Source organism: Kitasatospora sp. SC0581, assembly GCF_048159585.1.
GTDB lineage: Bacteria > Actinomycetota > Actinomycetes > Streptomycetales > Streptomycetaceae > Kitasatospora.
In genome coordinates this window covers 593,285-611,034 of the sequence record NZ_JBLRWA010000003.1, presented here as the reverse complement: position 1 = coordinate 611,034, position 17,750 = coordinate 593,285, and the positions used below count along the sequence as shown (strand labels likewise).

Sequence of the window (17,750 nt, the reverse complement as noted above, 5' to 3'; positions counted from 1 at the left end):
CCGGCATCGCCTGGACGGCATCCCGAAAACTCCGGCTTCGACAGGATCCTGCGGGCGCCGTCGGTGCGGTTGCGGCGGATCGCCTGGCTGATCGTAGAGGGGCTGTGGGCTGGGCTCGGCGGCGATGCCCGGGCTGTGCTGGTGCCTGGGCCATCCGGCGCTCGTGGATCCCGAAGTCCAATGCATCCCCTGAACTGGGGCGTTGTAACGACTCCTGGAGCCCAAGTCCGCACCGGCTGGTCCAGGCCCTTTGGCGGGGTGGCCGTGCTCAGTCCGTACCGCCGCCCCTGAGCCACGTGTCACTGACGTCGAGCGTCTGCGGAACGACGTCCGGGTACCGGTCTGCGAGGTACTCCTGCTCGATCTCCTCGCCGGTTCGCCGATCCATGACGGTCTTCACGCCACCCATCTTCATCTTCTTCAGGGTGCCGATGGACTCGCCCGTGACGAGGGCATTGAAGGCCTTGATGGCCTGGGCCGACTGCTGCACGCTGTCCCGGCTGACAACCCCGCGGTTCACGTTGGTCATGGTGTTCGTGTAGAGGGCCCGGGGGTCCTTGCCGACGAACTCTTGACTGGCTTCACCGATGCCGTCGAAGAACGAGTTCGCCACGGGTTCCGGCCATTCCTCGGTGATGATCTTGTAGGCGACGACCAGCCCGGTCGCGCTGGCGTGACACTGCTTGCCCTTCCCCACCATGCGGATGATCAGGTCTTCCTCGATCGGCCATTTGACCACCAGCTCCTGCAGCTTTTCCGCCGTCAGTCGGCCGGTGGTCCAGCGGGTCCAGTGGAGCTGTGCGCTGCGGTTGGCGAGGACCTTCAAGGCGGCCGCGTACACGTTGGAGTTGGCCTGCTTCATCTCGGTGATCTGCGCGACGAAGTCCCCCGCGGTGCGGATGCGGCCGCCGTCGATCGCGGCGAACGTGTCCGGGTTGAGGTTGTACGTCACCTGGGCGGTCACGGTGGCACCGGTCTCGATGATCGCGGCGGCGCGGTGCTGCCCGTCGATCAGGCAGCCATGCCAGTCGAGCGCGAATCCCTGGTGCGTGGTGCGGTACTGGCCGTTGCGCAGAATGGTCTTGAATTTGTCCACATTGGATCGCTTCAGGGGGACACGGTTGCATGTCCTCTTGCTCATCCAGCTGCTGCACTTGTCGGGATTCACTTCGGTGATCTCGGTGTAGACGGGCGGGCTGGTGCGGACTTCATCGGCCATCGTGCTATTTCCTTCTCGGAGCGTGGTGAAGAGATCTACGCGACTCGAAGGCGCTCGTCGGCCGTTCGTCTCGCTTCCCTCGGGGCGAGGCTAGAGGCAGATGTCGTCAGATAGTGAATTAAGTCAACTCTTGCAAAGAGACGATCGATCTCAATGGGTGCCCTGTCGTAAGTGCTGCGAACTCTGATCGACTGTGATCGCAGGTGGGTGCTTATTTCGGAAGGGGCGGGAATCACGGCAGTCTGACACCTGCGGGCGGCGTCATCTGGCGGGCGGCCCGCGCCGCCGGGGTCGAGGCTGAATCCATGGCAGCTGGTCCTGAAGGCCTTGGAACCGGCGTGATGGTCCGGGTCGCACCAAGCCAGACCAGGAATCCTCCGGCCATTTCCCTTCGATTGTGCATCGCTCGGAATCGAGATCGCTTGTTGTTCCGGGTGGATCGCCGGTGCAGGCATCGAAAGGTTGGGGCAGGTGATGCCGCGACCCTGGGGGTGGATTCGTTCGGAGCCCCGCTCTTCCTCTACGCTAAAGTTATTGCAAGACCCCATTCCTGGCGGGCACATGAGTGTCTATCGGCTCTCTCGGTCGCAAACTGCGGGCGGAGTCACGGCGTCCGCTCTGGCGGACGCCGCGATCCCGGCCGCAATGCGCGGGCGGGTATAGCGGGAGAGGGGAGGAGCATGACCGCGCTCGATCAGCAGCGCCCGGCCGAAGATAGGGCTGGGGCGGAGCCGGAGAGTTGTTCGATGGGCGTTGGTCTGCGCTGTTCCACTCGAATTCGGGCAAGGTATCGGTGATGGGCCGCGTGGAGTCCAGGGGAATCACGGCTCTGGTGACGGCAGGCTCGGTGCTCTTTCCCGGCTGCTTGTAGTACCCCGGCTGGCGCTCGCGCATGTGCCCGCCTGTTCGAGCCGAATCGATCAGGGTGGGTCGAGCAACGGCTTGCTCCGGCCGGCCTGTCGGACGTTCGAGAGTTTGTGCAGCGACTCGGTGGCCCGCCCGGGGTCGACCGGATCAAGGGAGGGGTTCGGGTACTGCTGCCGGAGGAGCCCGGTGAAGGGGCCTGGGGAGGACAGCTGGGCCGGAGGCCGTGGAGGGACAACGACGAAGGCCCGGGCCGCTGAGCGGTCCGGGCCTTCTGCCGGCGGAGGATACGAGATTCGAACTCGTGAGGGGTTGCCCCCAACACGCTTTCCAAGCGTGCGCCCTAGGCCTCTAGGCGAATCCTCCGTGGGAGAGCTTAGTACATGTTTCGGGGTGCTCGCGACCACCTGTCCCGCAGGCGGGAGGGTGGGGGTGGCCTGTGGATCGTTGGGGCGGGGATCCGGTACTGTGGGGGCCAGCCCCTCGTGTGGCGTCATCTCTCTGAACCCCCCCAGGGCCGGAAGGCAGCAAGGGTAAGAGGGCTCTGGCGGGTGCGCGAGGGGTCTTTGCGTTCCCGGGGCCGGTCGGGGACGGTCGGCGGGGTGAGGGGCGACGCGTTTGTCGGTCCGTCCCGATATCGTCGGGGGTGTGTCCCTAGCCCTGTACCGCCGCTACCGCCCCGAGACCTTCGCGGAGGTCATCGGGCAGGAGCACGTGACCGCTCCGCTCCAGCAGGCCCTGCGCAACAACAGGGTCAACCACGCGTACCTGTTCAGCGGGCCGCGCGGCTGTGGCAAGACGACGAGCGCGCGCATCCTGGCCCGTTGCCTCAACTGCGAACAGGGGCCGACGCCGACGCCCTGCGGGGAGTGCCAGTCCTGTCGGGACCTCGCGACCGGCGGGCCCGGGTCGATCGACGTGATCGAGATCGACGCCGCCTCGCACGGTGGTGTGGACGACGCGCGCGAGCTGCGCGAGCGGGCGTTCTTCGCGCCGGTGCACAGCCGGTACAAGATCTTCATCCTGGACGAGGCCCACATGGTGACCTCGGCCGGCTTCAACGCGCTGCTGAAGGTGGTCGAGGAGCCGCCGGAGCACCTCAAGTTCATCTTCGCGACCACCGAGCCGGAGAAGGTGATCGGGACGATCCGGTCCCGGACGCACCACTACCCGTTCCGGCTGGTCCCGCCCGGCACGCTGCGCGACTACCTGGCGGAGGTGTGCGGCCGGGAGGGGATCCAGGTCGAGGACACCGTGTTCCCGCTGGTGGTGCGGGCGGGGGCCGGGTCGGTGCGTGACTCGATGTCGGTCATGGACCAGCTGCTGGCCGGGGCCGGCGAGGGCGGCGTGACGTACCAGATGGCCACGGCGCTGCTCGGGTACACCGACTCCGCGCTGCTGGACGAGGTGGTGGACGCCTTCGCCGCGCACGACGGGGCGACGGTGTTCCAGGTGATCGACCGGGTGGTCGAGGGCGGGCACGACCCGCGCCGCTTCGTCACCGACCTGCTGGAGCGGCTGCGCGACCTGGTGATCCTGGCCACCGTGCCGGACGCGGGGGAGAAGGGGCTGATCGACGCCCCGGCCGACCGGGTCGCGGTGATGCAGGCACAGGCGGACGCGTTCGGCGCGGCCGAGCTGAGCCGGGCCGCCGACCTCGTCAACACCGGGCTGACCGAGATGCGCGGCAACGCGGCGCCCCGGCTGCAGCTGGAGCTGATCTGCGCCCGGGTGATGCTGCCTGGCGCGTACAGCGACGAGCTGTCGTTGCAGGCGCGGATGGACAAGCTGGAGCGACGGGCGTCCGCAGGCGGGTTCGCCGCGCCGATGGCGGTGCCCGGGGGCATGCCGATGGCGGCTCCGACGGCGACGCCTCCGATGGCGGTGGCGCCGGTGGCCGAGGTGCCGGTGGCGCCCGCGCCGGTCCAGCCCGCCGCCGTACCGGCCGCGCAGGCCCCCCAGCCCGTACAGGCCGTGCCGCCCGCCGCCGCGCCCGCCGGGCCGGCGCCGGGTGCCTGGCCGATCCCGCGCAGCTTCCCGCCCGCCGGCGGGGCCCCCGCCGCGGCTCCCGCGGCGCCCCCCGTGGCGCAGCCGCAGGCCGCCCCGGCTCCGGCCCCGGCCCCGGCGCCGGCCGCCGCTCCCGTGCCCGCCCCGGCCCCCGCCCCGGTGGCGGCTCCCGGTGGGCAGCCGTCGGCGTCCGCGCAGCAGGGTGCCGCGCAGGTGCGGCAGCTGTGGCCGCAGATCCTGGAGGCGGTGAAGAACCGCCGACGCTTCACCTGGATCCTGCTCAGCCAGAACGGCCAGGTGGCCGGGTTCGACGGCAGTGTGCTCCAGGTGTCCTTCATCAACGCCGGCGCCCGGGACAGCTTCGTCGGCAGCAACAGCGACGACGTGCTGCGCTCCGCGCTGGCCGACGCGCTGGGCGTGGACTGGCGGATCGAGTGCATCATCGACCCGTCCGGCGGCGTCGGCGGCCCGTCCGGCGGCGGCCTGTCCGGCGGTGGCCAGGGCGGCGGCGCACCGGGTGGCGGTGCCCAGGCCGGTGGCGGCTGGGGAGCCCCGGCGGCGCGTCCGGCGGCCGCCGCGCCGTCGATGCCCGCGCCCGCCCCGGCGCCCGTGCAGGCTCCGCCGGTCCAGGCCGCGCCGGCGCCCGTCCAGGCCCCGCCCGTGCAGCCCGCGCCGGTGCAGGCCCCGCCGCCGGTGGCGGCGCAGGCCCGTCCGGTGCGGTCGGTGGCTCCGGAGGACGACGTCCCGGAGGCGGACGACCCGGACCTCAAGGAGGACGTGTTCTCCGGCCAGGAGCTGATCATCCGCGAGTTGGGGGCGACGGTGCTGGAGGAGATCCACCACCAGGGCTCCTGAACCGGCCCCCGGGTCCTCCGGCCCAGGTCTCCGGGCCTACGGGCCCCTGAGCGGACCCTGATCCGGGCCCGATCCGGGGCCCGGACCGGCGGGCAGCACGTAGGCTCGGCGGTGACGGACGAAGCGCCGTACGACAGCCGTGACAGCAAGGAGACAGCCGTGTTCCCCGGTGGTGGCCAGCCCAACATGCAGCAGCTGCTGAAGCAGGCGCAGAAGATGCAGCAGGATCTCGCGAACGCCCAGCAGGAGCTGGCCGAGGCGAAGGTGAGCGGTTCGGCGGGCGGCGGCCTGGTCGAGGCGACGGTGACCGGTGCCGGTGAGCTGGTGGCGCTGAGCATCTCCCCGGCCGCCGTGGACCCGGATGACACCGAGACCCTGGCCGACCTGGTCCTGGCGGCCGTTCGGGACGCCAACCAGACCGCGCAGAAGCTGCAGGCCGAGCGCATGGGCCCGCTGACCCAGGGCCTGGGCGGCGGCGGCATCCCCGGCCTGCCGTTCTGACGTCGTCCAACGGCGGCTTCCAAGGCCAGAAGGTCTGAAGTTCAGACGACAGACCCATGTGATTTATGTGGGAGTCGGGCGTCGGGCGCTGTGTCCGACGCCCGATTCGTTGGATGATGGCACCGGAGCACCACCGGCCGTCCGGCACCACCGGCCCCGGCCGTCCGGCTCCACCAGCTTTCCGGCTCCACGGGCCACCAAGCCCCACCAGCCACCCGGCTCCACCGGCCGTCCGGCACACCGACCATCCGAGGGAAGGCGCGACGTTGTACGAGGGCGTGGTTCAGGACCTGATCGACGAACTGGGCAGGCTGCCCGGCGTCGGGCCCAAGAGCGCGCAGCGGATCGCCTTCCACGTGCTGCAGTCCGACCCGACGGACGTGCGCCGGCTGGCGCACGCGCTGCTGGAGGTCAAGGACAAGGTCCGCTTCTGCGCGGTCTGCGGCAACGTCGCGGAGGCCGAGCGGTGCCGGGTCTGCCTGGACCCGCGCCGCGACCTCGCCGTCATCTGCGTGGTCGAGGAGCCGAAGGACGTCGTCGCCATCGAGCGCACCCGTGAGTTCCGCGGCCGCTACCACGTGCTGGGCGGCGCGATCAGCCCCATCGAGGGCGTCGGCCCGGACGACCTGCGGATCCGCGAGCTGCTGTCGCGCCTCGCGGACGGCACGGTCACCGAGCTGATCCTGGCCACCGACCCCAACCTGGAGGGGGAGGCGACCGCCACCTACCTGGCCCGGCTCTGCAAGCCGATGGGCCTGAAGGTGACCCGTCTGGCGAGCGGCCTGCCCGTCGGCGGGGATCTGGAGTACGCGGACGAGGTCACCCTCGGCCGCGCCTTCGAAGGGAGACGACTGCTCGATGTCTGACCGGACGATCAACCAGCAGCCCCACACCCCCCACCAGCAGTCCCACGGGGAACCGGGGGCGCACGCCCCGCACGTCCACGGCCACGGCTCGGAGCCGGACGACTTCGCCGTGCAGATCGCCGACTCGGTGGAGAGCTTCGTGCTCGCCGTCACCGAGGTCGCCAAGGGCGACGAGCCCGGCAGCGCGGTCTCGCTGCTGCTCCTGGAGGTCTCGCAGCTGCTGCTGGCCGGCGGCCGGCTGGGCGCGATCGAGGACGTCGTCCCGGAGGACCGGTTCGAGCCGGACACCGGCCCCGAGCCGGACGGCGAGCAGCTGCGCGAGCGCCTCGCCGAGCTGCTCGCGCCGATCGACGTCTACCACGAGGTCTTCGACCCGTACGGTCCGCCGGAGAAGCCCAATGCCTTCCGGATCTCGGACGACCTGGCCGGCGTGGTCAGCGAGCTCCAGCACGGCCTGACCCACTACCGCGAGGGCCGGGTCAGCGAGGCGCTGTGGTGGTGGCAGTTCTCGTACCTCTCCAACTGGGGCACGACCTGCACGGCGGTGCTGCGGGCCCTGCAGTCGCTGATCGCCCACGTCCGGCTGGACAGCCCGATCGGCGCGGCGCCGGACGGCGCGGACACCGACGACGACGGGCTCACCGACGAGCAGCTGGAGCAGCAGGCGGGCGACCTGATGGCGGCCGAGCTCGGCCTCGGGCGGTAGTTTCCCAGGCGGAAATCCGGCAGATCCCGGCACGGATCGCGGGCTGATCGAATGCGCCCTCGGATTGTGACGAATGCCTCAGCGCCCCGGCCGGAAAAGAAATCCGGCCGGATCGCCGTCCCCCGGTCGGGCGATTCTTCGGAGCGGTACCGAATCGCCCGCAGACCTGACGGCGGAGCCGCCCGTACGGCCGCTCACGTGCTGAAACTACCGTCTCACGATATGGAAAGCGCCGGTCGGAGCACCCCTGCTCGGTAGACTGACGACGACCGCACCCCCCTCTCCCCCGGGGGGTACGGGGGCCCGTAGCCCCCGGAAAAGACTTCGAGTCGAGGAGCGCACGTGGGCCTTGTCGTGCAGAAGTACGGCGGCTCATCCGTTGCGGATGCCGAAGGCATCAAGCGCGTGGCCCGCCGAATCGTTGACGCCAAGAAGGCCGGCCATGAGGTCGTCGTCGTGGTGTCCGCGATGGGCGACACGACGGACGAGCTCATCGAACTCGCGGAGCAGGTGTCACCGCTGCCTGCCGGCCGTGAGTTCGACATGCTGCTGACCGCTGGAGAGCGCATCTCCATGGCGCTGCTCGCCATGGCGATCAAATCCCTGGGGCACGAGGCGCAGTCCTTCACGGGCAGCCAGGCCGGTGTCATCACCGACTCCGTGCACAACAAGGCGCGCATCATCGACGTGACGCCCGGTCGCATCCGCACCGCCCTGGACCAGGGCAACATCGCGATCGTGGCCGGCTTCCAGGGCGTCTCCCAGACCAGCAAGGACATCACCACGCTGGGCCGGGGCGGCTCGGACACCACCGCCGTGGCGCTCGCCGCCGCGCTGAAGGCCGAGGTCTGCGAGATCTACACCGACGTGGACGGCGTGTTCACCGCCGACCCGCGCGTGGTGAAGAAGGCCCGCAAGATCGACTGGATCGCCTACGAGGACATGCTGGAGCTGGCCTCGTCGGGTTCCAAGGTGCTGCTCGATCGGTGTGTCGAGTACGCCCGTCGCTACAACATCCCGATTCACGTACGCTCGTCCTTCTCGGGTCTTCCCGGGACGATCGTCAGCAACGACAACCCGAACAAGCCCGAAGGGGGCGAGATGGAGCAGGCCATCATCTCCGGAGTCGCCCACGACACCTCCGAGGCCAAGGTCACCGTCGTCGGCGTGCCCGACAAGCCGGGCGAGGCGGCGCGCATCTTCCGCGCCATCGCCGACGCCGAGGTCAACATCGACATGGTGGTGCAGAACGTCTCCGCCGCGTCGACCGGCCTGACCGACATCTCCTTCACCCTGCCCAAGACCGAGGGCCAGAAGGCCATCGACGCGCTGGGCCGGGTCAAGCAGGGCATCGGCTACGAGTCGCTCCGCTACGACGACGCGATCGGCAAGATCTCGCTGGTCGGCGCCGGCATGCGCTCCAACCCGGGCGTCACGGCGACCTTCTTCGAGGCGCTGTCCGCCGCGGGCGTCAACATCGAGCTGATCTCCACCTCGGAGATCCGCATCTCGGTGGTCACCCGCGCCGACGACGTGCCGGAGGCCGTCCGTGCCGTGCACAGCGCCTTCGGCCTGGACAGCGAGAGCGACGAGGCCGTCGTCTACGGCGGCACCGGGCGATGACCCGGGAACGGAGCGGGAGCACCGGGCGATGACCCGGGCACCGGGCCGGGACGCCGGGCGATGACCCGGCGTCCCAACCTCGCCGTCGTCGGAGCCACCGGCGCGGTCGGCGAGGTGCTGCTCGGGCTGCTCTCCCTCCGCCAGGACGTCTGGGGCGAGGTCCGACTCGTCGCCTCCCCGCGCTCGGCCGGCCGTACGGCGGTGGTGCGCGGGGAGACCGTCGGGGTCGTCCCGCTGGCCGAGGAGGCCTTCGCGGGGATCGACGTCGCGGTCTTCGCCGTCCCCGACCAGGTCTCCGCCCAGTGGGCGCCGATCGCGGCGGCCAAGGGCGTCGTGGTGGTCGACGACTCGGCCGCCTTCCGCACCGCGGAGGACGTACCGCTGGTCGTCCCGGAGGTCAACGCGGCCGCGCTGCGGATCCGCCCGCGCGGCATCGTCGCCAGTCCGGCCGGCACCACCCTCGCGATGATCGCCGCGGTCGGCGCGCTGCACGCCGAGTACGGGCTGGCGCAGCTCGTGGTCGCCTCCTACCAGGCCGCCGGCGGCGAGGGCCGCGACGGCGAGGCGGCGCTGCGCGCGCAGACCGGGCTGGTGGCGGGCACCGCGGTCGGCCGGCAGACCGGCGACCTGCGCGCGCTGATCGCCGATCAGGGGCCGTTCGCCGCCCCGCTCGCGCTCAACGCCGTGCCCTGGACCGGCGGGCTGCGCGACGGCGGCTGGTCCGCCGAGGAGATGGGCATCCGCGACGAGTCCCGCAAGGTCCTCGGCCTGCCCGCCCTGAAGGTCTCGGCGACCTGCGTCCACATCCCCGTCGTCCGCACCCACGCGCTGGCCGTGCACGCGCGGTTCGAACGCGAGGTCACCCAGGAGCACGCGCAGGAGATCCTGCGGGACGCGCCCGGCGTGGTCCTCTACGACGACCCGGCGGCGGGCGAGTTCCCGACGCCGAACGACGTGGTCGGGACGGACCCGGTCTGGGTCGGGCGGGTCCGGCGGGCGCTGGACGAGCCGGAGGCGCTGGACCTCTTCCTCTGCGGGGACAACCTGCGCAAGGGCGCGGCGCTCAACCTGGTGCAGCTGGCCGAGCTGGTGGCGGCGGAGCTGACGGCGGGAACGCCGACGGATTAGGTCCTCTCTTTCGGATCACGTCGGATCAGCGCGCGGCGTTGGAGTGCGTGCATCGCAAGGCGGAGGAGGGAGTCCATGCGGAGCATCGGCGACCGACGACAACGCGGCGAGGTGCGTGCTCCGGCGTCGTGCGCCCGGCATGATCCGAAAGAGAGGGCCCCGGTCCTGACGGGCTCTCACGGGTTCCGATGTGCCCGCTTGTGTCCACACCTGTGTCCATACCTGTGTTCGCTCCTCGACACAATCTGTCCGGAATCCCGTGGGAATCCCCTGGAGGCCTCTTCAGCCGATGCGGAAGAATGGGCCCCGGGCTGGGCAACCATGACAGGGGATCGAGTGTCCAACGTGCGTGGCGAACGTGATGGTGGGGGCAAGGGCGGGCATCCCGGCAAGAGCCGCGGTGTCCTTCCCCTCGCGCGCCCCGAGGCCTGCGAGTAGGCCGGAAGAAGACCAGATGACGGCGGCCGCACCCGGTGCGGCGGACTCCGGTGCCGGTACCGACGCGGGTACCAGCGAGGACCTGCTCACCGCGACCTACCAGGCGCACTACCGCTCGCTGCTGCGGCTCGCCGCGCTGCTCCTCGACGACCTCTCGACCTGCGAGGACGTCGTCCAGGAGGCGTTCATCCGGGTGCACGCCGCCCGGCGCCGGGTGCGCGAGCCCGAGAAGACCCTGGCGTACCTGCGGCAGACGGTCGTCAACCTGTCCCGCTCCACGCTGCGCCGCCGCATCCTCGGGCTGCGACTGCTGCCGAAGCCCATGCCTGACATGGCCAGTGCAGAAGAAGGTGCTTACGATGCCCTGGAGCGCGACCAGTTGAAGGCCGCGCTGCGTGGTCTGCAACGCCGTCAGCGGGAGGTTCTGGTGCTGCGTTACTTCGTGGACATGACGGAGGCGCAGGTCGCCGAGACCCTGGGCATCTCGCTCGGCTCGGTGAAGGCCTACGGCTCGCGCGGGCTCGCCGCCCTGCGCGTCCAGATGGCGGCCGGACATGGCTGAGGCGGACGGCGACCGACGGCGGCCGGCGGACGGCACTCCGGAGGCGGGCGGGCCTGAGGTGAACGGACCCGGGACGCCCGGGGCGACCGGGCCCGGGGCGACCGGGCCCGGCGCTTCCAGAGCGAGCAGGCCCGGGGCCGAGGCCCCGGAGGAGCTGCTGTCCCTGTCCACCGAGGAACGGGCGGTGCGCGAGCTCCTGCACGGCGCCGTCTCCGGCATCCAGCCCGCGGCCGGCGGGCTGCCGCGGATCCGGCGGGCGGTGCCCCGCCGCCGGGCCGCCCGGCGCGGTGCCTGGACCGGGGCGGCCGCGCTCGCCTTCGTCGTCGCGATCGGCCTGCCCGTCCTGCACGAGGGGGAGCACCTCGGGCTCTCCGGCGGCCCCGGCTCGGCCGACGCCAAGAGCCCGGCCGCCACCTCGCCCAGCGGCACCGCCGGGACGACCGGCGGCACCGGGGCGGCCTCGCACGCGAACCCGAGCGGCCCCGGCGACACCACCCCGCCGCCCGGTACGGCCTCGGCCCCGCACAGCCCCGGCGGCGGGCAGGCGAGCACCGACGGCGGCGTCGCGCCCAGCGGGACCTCCGGCGCCGGTGACGGCGGCATCGTCCCGCTCTGCACCCGGACGGACCTCGGTGAGGGACTCGCCCAGGTCGGCACGGCCGACGGCGACGGGCGGATCTACGGCTCGTTCACCGTCTACAACGTGTCCGGGCGCAGCTGTCGGCTCGGCGGGCCGGGCTCGGTGGCGGTCACCGCCGTCAGCGGCGGCGACCGCGGCCGCATCCGCACCGCCGACCACGCCCCGGGCGACCCGGCCGCCGGCCTGCCCGCGATGGACGGGGAGCCGCCGGTGCTCGCGCCGCGGGCCGGGTACCGGGTGCCGTTCGCCTGGGTCCCCGACCAGACCTGTACCGGCTCGGGCACCCTGAGCACCCCGTCGAACAGCGTCAACCAGGTGGCCCTGCGCTCGGACGTCCCCGCCGCCGAGTCCGGCGCCCCGGCCTCCGTCCCCACCAGTGAGGTCAGCGCCAACCCGCCGGCCTCCTCGTCCCCGTCGGCGGGCCCCACCACGGCCCCCAGCCCGACCGCGACGCCGACCGGCAACCCGACCACCGCGCCGCCCGCCGTGACCATCGCCCACACCCCCGCCCCCGGCAGCCCGGCGGCCGCCACGGCGACCCTGCCGGTGGCGTGCAGCGGCACCGTCTACCGCGGCGGCGTCCAGGGGCTGGGCGGCCCGGCGCCGCAGCCGTCGGGCTCGCCGACGGCTCGGTGACGGCTCGGTGACGACGGCCTGAGCGTGGCCGCCGATGTAGAGGAGAGGCCGGGGCGACCGCCCGGAGGCGGCCGTGTGCGGGGCCCGGGGGACGGGGCGGGTGTGAGGAGTGGATACCGTGGGGGTGTGTACCGGTTCCTCCTGACTCCGCGCTGGCTCGGCGGCACCGTCGTGGCCGTGGCGGCCGTGGCGGTCTGCCTGTGGCTGGGTTCCTGGCAGCTCGGCCGCTTCGAGGACCGGGTGTCCACGCACCAGGAGGCCAAGCAGGCGGTCACCGCTTCGGGTGACGCCCGGCCGATCGACGCGCTGCTCAACCAGGCGACCCCGCAGGTGAGCACGGAAACCGTCGGCAGGACCGTCACGGTGACCGGCAGCTACGACGGCGAGCACCAACTGCTCGTCCCCAACCGGGTGGTGGACGGCAAGCAGGGCTACTACGTGCTCACCCCGCTGCGCACCGCCGACGGACACGCCGTCGCCGTGGTGCGCGGCTGGTCGGCCGGGGACCCGGCCGTCGCCGGGCCGCCGCCGGGCGGAGAGGTGACGGTGACCGGGCGCCTCCAGGCCAACGAGTCGGTGGGCAGCAACGGCGCGGTGGCGGGCGGTCTGCCCGCCGGGCAGCTCGGCATGATCAACCGGGCCTCGCTGCTGAACGTGCTGGAGTACGACGGCTGGTACGACGGCTGGGTGGCCGCCGACGACGCGCCCGCCGGGCTGGCCTCCGTACCGACCGTGCAGCCCCAGGGCGGCGACGGGCTCACCCTGCGCGCGTTCCAGAACCTGGGCTACACCCTGGAGTGGTTCGTCTTCGGCGGGTTCGTGGTCTTCATGTGGTACCGCCTGGTGCGCCGGGAGGCGGAGGCGGAGCAGGACCGGGCCCTCGGGCTGGACCCGGTCCTGGACTGACCGGCGGCGCCTTGACGCCGACGCCGGCTCGGCGTTCGGCCGCCCCGGCTCGGCGTTCGGCCGCCCCGGCTCAGCGCTTGGTCGGCAGGGCCGGTGCCGGTGTCGGCTTGACCGCCGGCGGGGGCGTCGTCGGCGTCGGCGTCTGCGGGGGGAGCAGCGGCTGGGTCGGGGTCGACGAGCCGGTGGGCAGCGGCGTCGGGTCGCTGTGACAGTGGCCGTTGCCGTTGCCGCCGCTGCCGTTGTGGTCGTCGGAGTCGTAGTGGTCGATGTGGTGGTGCACGCTGCGACCGGTCTTGGAGCCCTTGGACCCCGACCCCTTCGAACCGGACGAGCCGCTCTTGCCACCCCCCTTGGCGAGCTGGACCGGGTCGCCCCCGTCCGCGGGCGGCGTGTACACCGCCCGTGCGACGGCCGCCCCCGGACCCGCCGCGCCCGCCTTGGTCGCGGTGCCGGCGTGCGGAGTGACGGGCGGCGCGGCGGGCGGTGTGGCGCCGGCGGGCGGCGTCGCGGCGGCGGTCGGTGACGCGGGCACGGCCGGCGCGGGCGCGACGGCCGAGGAGCTCGGTACCGGCGGGCCGGTCGGGGGCGGGCAGGACGCGGTGTTCCGCTGTGAGCCCGAGCAGCCGGTGAGCACCAGGGCTCCGGCGACCGCCACCCCCGCGAGCATCAGCAGGCGTCTCACGCAGCCCCTCCGTCTCCGTCACGCCCGGCCGTGCCCAGGTGCCGCCGCACGAAGTCGATCTCCAGTCGCAGCTGCTTGATCCGCTCCTCCACCACCAGCGAGCCGTGCCCGGCGTCGAAGCGGTACACCTCGTGCGGCTTGCCGAGCCGCTCCAGCCGCTCGACGTAGTTGTCGATCTGCCGGATCGGGCAGCGCGGGTCGTTGACCCCGGCGCTGATGTAGACCGGCACCCGCACCCGCTCGACGTAGGTCAGCGGCGAGGAGGCGGTGAAGCGCTCCGGGACCTCCTCCGGGGTGCCGCCGAAGAGCGTGCGGTCCAGCGACTTGAGCGCCTCCATCTCGTCGGCGTACGCGGTGTGGTAGTCCGCGACCGGGACGGCGGCGAGGCCGAGGGCCCAGTCGTCGGGCTGGACGCCGAGGCCGAGCAGGGTCAGGTAGCCGCCCCAGCTGCCGCCGGTGAGGACCAGCCGGGCCGGGTCGGCGAGGCCGCTGTCGACAGCCCAGGCGCGGACCGCCGCGATGTCCTCCAGCTCGATCAGGCCGACCCGCTCGTGCAGCGCGTCCGTCCAGGCCTGTCCGTAGCCGGTCGAGCCGCGGTAGTTGACCCGGACCACCGCGAAGCCGTGGTCCAGCCAGGCGGCCGGACCGGCGGCGAAGGAGTCGCTGTCGTGGTGCGTCGGGCCGCCGTGGATCTCGAACACGGTCGGGTACGGGCCCTGCGCGGGCGTCGCCGGCCGCTGCACCAGGGCGTGCACCCGCCCGCCGGGCCCGTCCACCCAGACGTCCTCGACCGGCACCGAACCGGGCGGCACCGCGCCGGGCGCCCGCAGCACGACCGTCCCTGCGGTGGAGCGGACGGCGGAGGGCTCGGCGGCGGAGGACCACAGGTACTCGACGGTGCCGTCCGGACGGGCGGTGGCGCCGCTGACGGTGCCGCGCGGGGTCTCCAGGCGGGTCAGCCGGCCGTCGGCGAGCGCGTACGAGAACAGCTCGCTGCGCGCCTCGTACTCGTGCTCCACCAGCAGCGCCTCGGCGCCGGGGCGCCACTGCGCGGAGACGTCGCCGGGCAGCTCGCGGCCCTGCTCGTCGCGCAGCGGGAGGGCGGTCTCGGCACCGGTGGCGACGTCCCAGATCATCGGCTCCCAGCGGCCGGTGCGCTGGTGGGCGACCAGCAGGCGGGTGTCGCCCTCGACCGGGGCGAAGCCCAGGCAGGCGACGCCGCGCGGCTCGTCCCGGCCGGTGACCTCGTCCAGCTCGGCGACGGTCTCGACGCCGCCGTCGGCGGTGATGCGCACGACCCGGATCGCGGAGTGCATCGCGTCGCCGTGCTCGGTGTGGTCGATGGCGAGCAGGGTGCTGTCGTGGCTGAGGTCGCCGATGCCGCCGTACTCCTCGTGCCGGTAGACCTCGACCGGCACGGCGGCGCCGGGGCGGCGCAGGTGCAGGGTGGTGCCGTCCTCGTCGGTCGAGCGGCCGACCACCACGGTGCCGTCGCGGCCCAGGGCCAGGCCGGCCGAGTAGGAGGCGGCGAGGCCGGGCACGGCCTCCTCGTCGGGGCCGCCCGCGAACGGCTGGCGGCGCCAGACGCCGAACTCGTCGCCGTCGTGGTCGTCGAACCACCAGACCCAGTCGCCGTCGGGGGACAGCTCGGCGTCGGTGGTGCCGTTCGGACGGTCGGTGACCCGACGGTGGGCGCCGGTGGTGCGGTCCCAGGCGTAGACCTCGTAGGTGCCGGTCGCGTTGGACACGTACAGCGACCGGTCGGGGGCGTCCTCGGCCCAGTCGGGCAGCGACACCCGGGCCGCCCTGAACCGCTGCTCCCACGCCGGTACGGCGCTCTTCTCCTCGCTCATCCGACCATCCAACCCGATCGGGGGGAGGGAAGGGAACGGGCGGGTGGGCTTCGGCCCACCCGCCCCGTGCCGCCGGGGTGGCGGCGGGGTGCCGGCGCAGGTGTCGCCGTGCGCGGTGGCCGGGGCGTCCACGAACGCCCGGCCCGGGGCCCGGGTTCCGTGGGGCCGGGGCGGGTGCCCGGGGCCATGCCGGGGTCAGCCCTCGTGCGGTGCTTCGTGCGCTCGGTGCGCTTCGGCCGCTCCGGGGGCCCCGTGTGCTCCGCGCGGCAGGAACCGGACCAGGCCCACGAGCACCAGCTCCAGCACCGCCAGGGCCAGGACGCTGCGGCCGAAGGCGGCGGCCGGGTCGCCGGCGCCGTAGTAGACCAGGCCGATCAGCGCGATCCCGAGCGCCCCGCCGACCTGCTGCACGGTGGACACCACCCCGGCCGCGGAGCCGGCCAGCCGCGGCTCGACGCCGGCCAGGACCACCGAGGTCACCGGGGCGATCACCAGGCCCATGCCGAGGCCGTCCACGAACAGCCCGGGCGCCAGCCACCGGACGCCGCCGTCCGCGGCGCCGTACGCGGTGAGGGCCAGCAGGCCGAGCCCGAGGGCCATCAGCAGCCCGCCGAGGGCGATGGTGCGGCGCTCGCCGAGGCGGGCGGTGACGCGGTGGGTGGTGTTGGAGGTGATCAGGTAGCCCAGGCCGATCGCGGTGAATACCAGTCCGGCGCCCAGCGCGTCCAGGCCGCGGCCGAACTGGAGGTGCAGGGCGAGCACCAGGAAGAAGGAGCCCTGGCCGAGCCAGAAGGCGAGTTGGGCGAGCAGGCCGGCGCTGAAGGCGCGGTCGCGGAAGAGCCGGGTGTCGACCAGCGGGGTGGTCGCGGTGGTGGCCGTGGCGGCGGCGGTGGTGGCGGTGGCGGCGGCGGTGGTGCGGTGCTGGTGCACGGCGAAGACGGCCAGCAGGGCGAGCGAGCCGCCCAGGCAGAGCCCGGTCCACAGCGGCCAGTGCAGCTGCGGGCCCTGGATCAGCGGCAGCACCAGGCCGGTCAGCGCGGTGGTGACCAGCAGCACGCCCACCGGGTCCAGGCCGGGCCGCTGCGGGGCGCGGGACTCCGGCAGGCTGCGGCGGACCAGCGGGAGGGCGGCCAGTCCGATCGGCAGGTTGATCAGGAAGCAGCTGCGCCAGCCGAGGCCGAAGAGGTCCGCGCGGATCAGCAGCCCCCCGATCAGCTGGCCGAACACCGCGCCGACGCCCATGGTCAGCCCGTACCGGGCGAAGGCCCGAGCCTGGGCGGCGCCGCTGAACGCGGTCCGCAGGATCGCCAGCACCTGCGGACCCATCAGCGCCGCCGACAGGCCCTGCGCCACCCGGGCGCCGACCAGCGCGGCCGCCGTGGGGGCGAGGCCGCAGGCGGCGGAGGCGAGGGTGAAGAGGGCCAGGCCGAGCCCGAACACCCGGCGGCGGCCGTACCGGTCGCCGAGGCGGCCGGCGGTGACCAGGCCGGCCGCGAGGGCCAGGCTGAAGCCGGCCATCACCCACTGGACGGCGGCCGGGCCGGTGCCGAGGTCGCCCTGGAGGGAGGGGAGGGCGACGTTGACGACGAAGATGTCGAGGGCGGTCATGAAGGTGGCGGTCAGGACGACCGGCAGCAGCCCCTTGGGGGCCGTCGGCGCCGTTGCCTCGGTCTCGGCCGGGGCGGGCCGCCGGGCGTTCAGGGCGGTGCTCATCTCGGGCTCTCCTCAAGGGGGTTGGCGACTCAAGCGGGTCGGCGGCCGGTGCCGAGGGGCGGGAGCGGTGGGGAGCGCCCCGCCCCTCGGCCGGAGTGGCGGTCTGAGGGGGTCAGGCGCCCGGCACGCGGTCGAGGAAGCCGTACACCGCGCCGATCCGGCCGTCCGGGGTGGCCGCCAGCACGTCGAAGCCGATCACCACCGGCTCCGCGCCGGCCGGACCCAGGTTCCAGGTGAAGCGGGCGACGTCGTGGTGCGCGTCGACCGGGCCGAGGGTGAACTCCAGCCCCGGGAACTGGGCCTGGGCGGCGCCGATCAGCGCGTCGATCGCGTCCCGGCCGGTGACGGCGGCCAGCGGGTCGGTGTAGCGGCCGTCCTCGGCCCACACCTCGTCGACCAGCTTGCGGCGGGCCGCCGGGTCGGTCTCGTTCCACACCGCGAGGTAGCGCTCGGCGAGCTGCTGGAGGGCGGCGGTGGTGATCTCGGTCATCGTCATCTCCCGTGTTCCGGTGGGTGGTTGGCCGGGTCGTTCCCGGTGCTCACCACGGTAG

The 17,750-nt window shown here is 73.1% G+C and carries 14 protein-coding genes, 1 tRNA gene and 1 other RNA gene; 10 read left to right on the top strand and 6 right to left on the bottom strand.

Annotated features, from left to right (window positions below; genetic code table 11):
• Positions 1-268 precede the first annotated feature (268 nt).
• Together ACLWS4_RS08995 and ACLWS4_RS08990 are read right to left on the bottom strand one after the other, a co-directional pair.
• Positions 269-1,219, bottom strand: a complete 951-nt coding sequence (locus ACLWS4_RS08995; protein ID WP_416873725.1) for a hypothetical protein — start codon at positions 1,217-1,219, stop codon at positions 269-271.
• A gap of 1,145 nt (positions 1,220-2,364) precedes the next feature.
• Positions 2,365-2,449 (bottom strand) — tRNA-Ser (locus tag ACLWS4_RS08990).
• 111 nt (positions 2,450-2,560) lie between these two features.
• Between ACLWS4_RS08990 and ffs the strand changes: the two genes are divergently transcribed.
• The 10 genes from ffs (at position 2,561) to ACLWS4_RS08940 (ending at position 12,951) form a co-directional block, all read left to right on the top strand.
• An RNA gene (gene ffs / locus ACLWS4_RS08985) (signal recognition particle sRNA small type) lies at positions 2,561-2,651 on the top strand.
• Between the two features lie 80 nt (positions 2,652-2,731).
• Positions 2,732-4,945, top strand: a complete 2,214-nt coding sequence (locus tag ACLWS4_RS08980) for a DNA polymerase III subunit gamma and tau (protein WP_416873724.1) — start codon at positions 2,732-2,734, stop codon at positions 4,943-4,945.
• Between the two features lie 159 nt (positions 4,946-5,104).
• Complete coding sequence (locus ACLWS4_RS08975; RefSeq protein ID WP_074001802.1) at positions 5,105-5,446, top strand: YbaB/EbfC family nucleoid-associated protein; 342 nt, start codon at positions 5,105-5,107, stop codon at positions 5,444-5,446.
• A 266-nt stretch (positions 5,447-5,712) separates the two neighbouring features.
• Positions 5,713-6,312 (top strand): recombination mediator RecR, encoded by a 600-nt coding sequence (recR, locus tag ACLWS4_RS08970; RefSeq protein WP_049658152.1) that lies wholly within the window; start codon positions 5,713-5,715, stop codon positions 6,310-6,312.
• Positions 6,305-7,018: a DUF5063 domain-containing protein gene (locus ACLWS4_RS08965; protein ID WP_241852803.1), complete on the top strand. Its 714-nt coding sequence runs from the start codon at positions 6,305-6,307 to the stop codon at positions 7,016-7,018. Before recR ends, ACLWS4_RS08965 begins: the two co-directional genes overlap by 8 nt.
• A gap of 342 nt (positions 7,019-7,360) precedes the next feature.
• A complete protein-coding gene (locus tag ACLWS4_RS08960) occupies positions 7,361-8,641 on the top strand; it encodes an aspartate kinase (RefSeq protein WP_074001801.1) in 1,281 nt (426 codons plus the stop codon).
• A gap of 60 nt (positions 8,642-8,701) precedes the next feature.
• Positions 8,702-9,769 (top strand): aspartate-semialdehyde dehydrogenase, encoded by a 1,068-nt coding sequence (locus ACLWS4_RS08955; protein ID WP_117488551.1) that lies wholly within the window; start codon positions 8,702-8,704, stop codon positions 9,767-9,769.
• 454 nt (positions 9,770-10,223) lie between these two features.
• Positions 10,224-10,769, top strand: a complete 546-nt coding sequence (locus ACLWS4_RS08950) for a SigE family RNA polymerase sigma factor (RefSeq protein WP_049658157.1) — start codon at positions 10,224-10,226, stop codon at positions 10,767-10,769.
• Between the two features lie 184 nt (positions 10,770-10,953).
• Positions 10,954-12,045, top strand: coding sequence for a hypothetical protein (locus ACLWS4_RS08945; RefSeq protein ID WP_416873723.1), 1,092 nt, complete (start codon positions 10,954-10,956; stop codon positions 12,043-12,045).
• A 126-nt stretch (positions 12,046-12,171) separates the two neighbouring features.
• Positions 12,172-12,951, top strand: coding sequence for an SURF1 family protein (locus tag ACLWS4_RS08940; RefSeq protein ID WP_049661142.1), 780 nt, complete (start codon positions 12,172-12,174; stop codon positions 12,949-12,951).
• A 70-nt stretch (positions 12,952-13,021) separates the two neighbouring features.
• Here ACLWS4_RS08940 and ACLWS4_RS08935 read toward each other — a convergent pair whose 3' ends face one another.
• The 4 genes from ACLWS4_RS08935 to ACLWS4_RS08920 form a co-directional block, all read right to left on the bottom strand.
• Complete coding sequence (locus ACLWS4_RS08935) at positions 13,022-13,633, bottom strand: hypothetical protein (protein ID WP_117488547.1); 612 nt, start codon at positions 13,631-13,633, stop codon at positions 13,022-13,024.
• A complete protein-coding gene (locus ACLWS4_RS08930; protein ID WP_375877592.1) occupies positions 13,630-15,486 on the bottom strand; it encodes a S9 family peptidase in 1,857 nt (618 codons plus the stop codon). The genes ACLWS4_RS08935 and ACLWS4_RS08930 overlap by 4 nt, the downstream gene beginning before the upstream one ends.
• Before the next feature lie 195 nt (positions 15,487-15,681).
• Complete coding sequence (locus ACLWS4_RS08925; protein WP_416873722.1) at positions 15,682-17,199, bottom strand: MFS transporter; 1,518 nt, start codon at positions 17,197-17,199, stop codon at positions 15,682-15,684.
• 112 nt (positions 17,200-17,311) lie between these two features.
• Positions 17,312-17,689, bottom strand: a complete 378-nt coding sequence (locus ACLWS4_RS08920) for a nuclear transport factor 2 family protein (protein ID WP_117491817.1) — start codon at positions 17,687-17,689, stop codon at positions 17,312-17,314.
• Between the last annotated feature and the right edge of the window lie 61 nt (positions 17,690-17,750).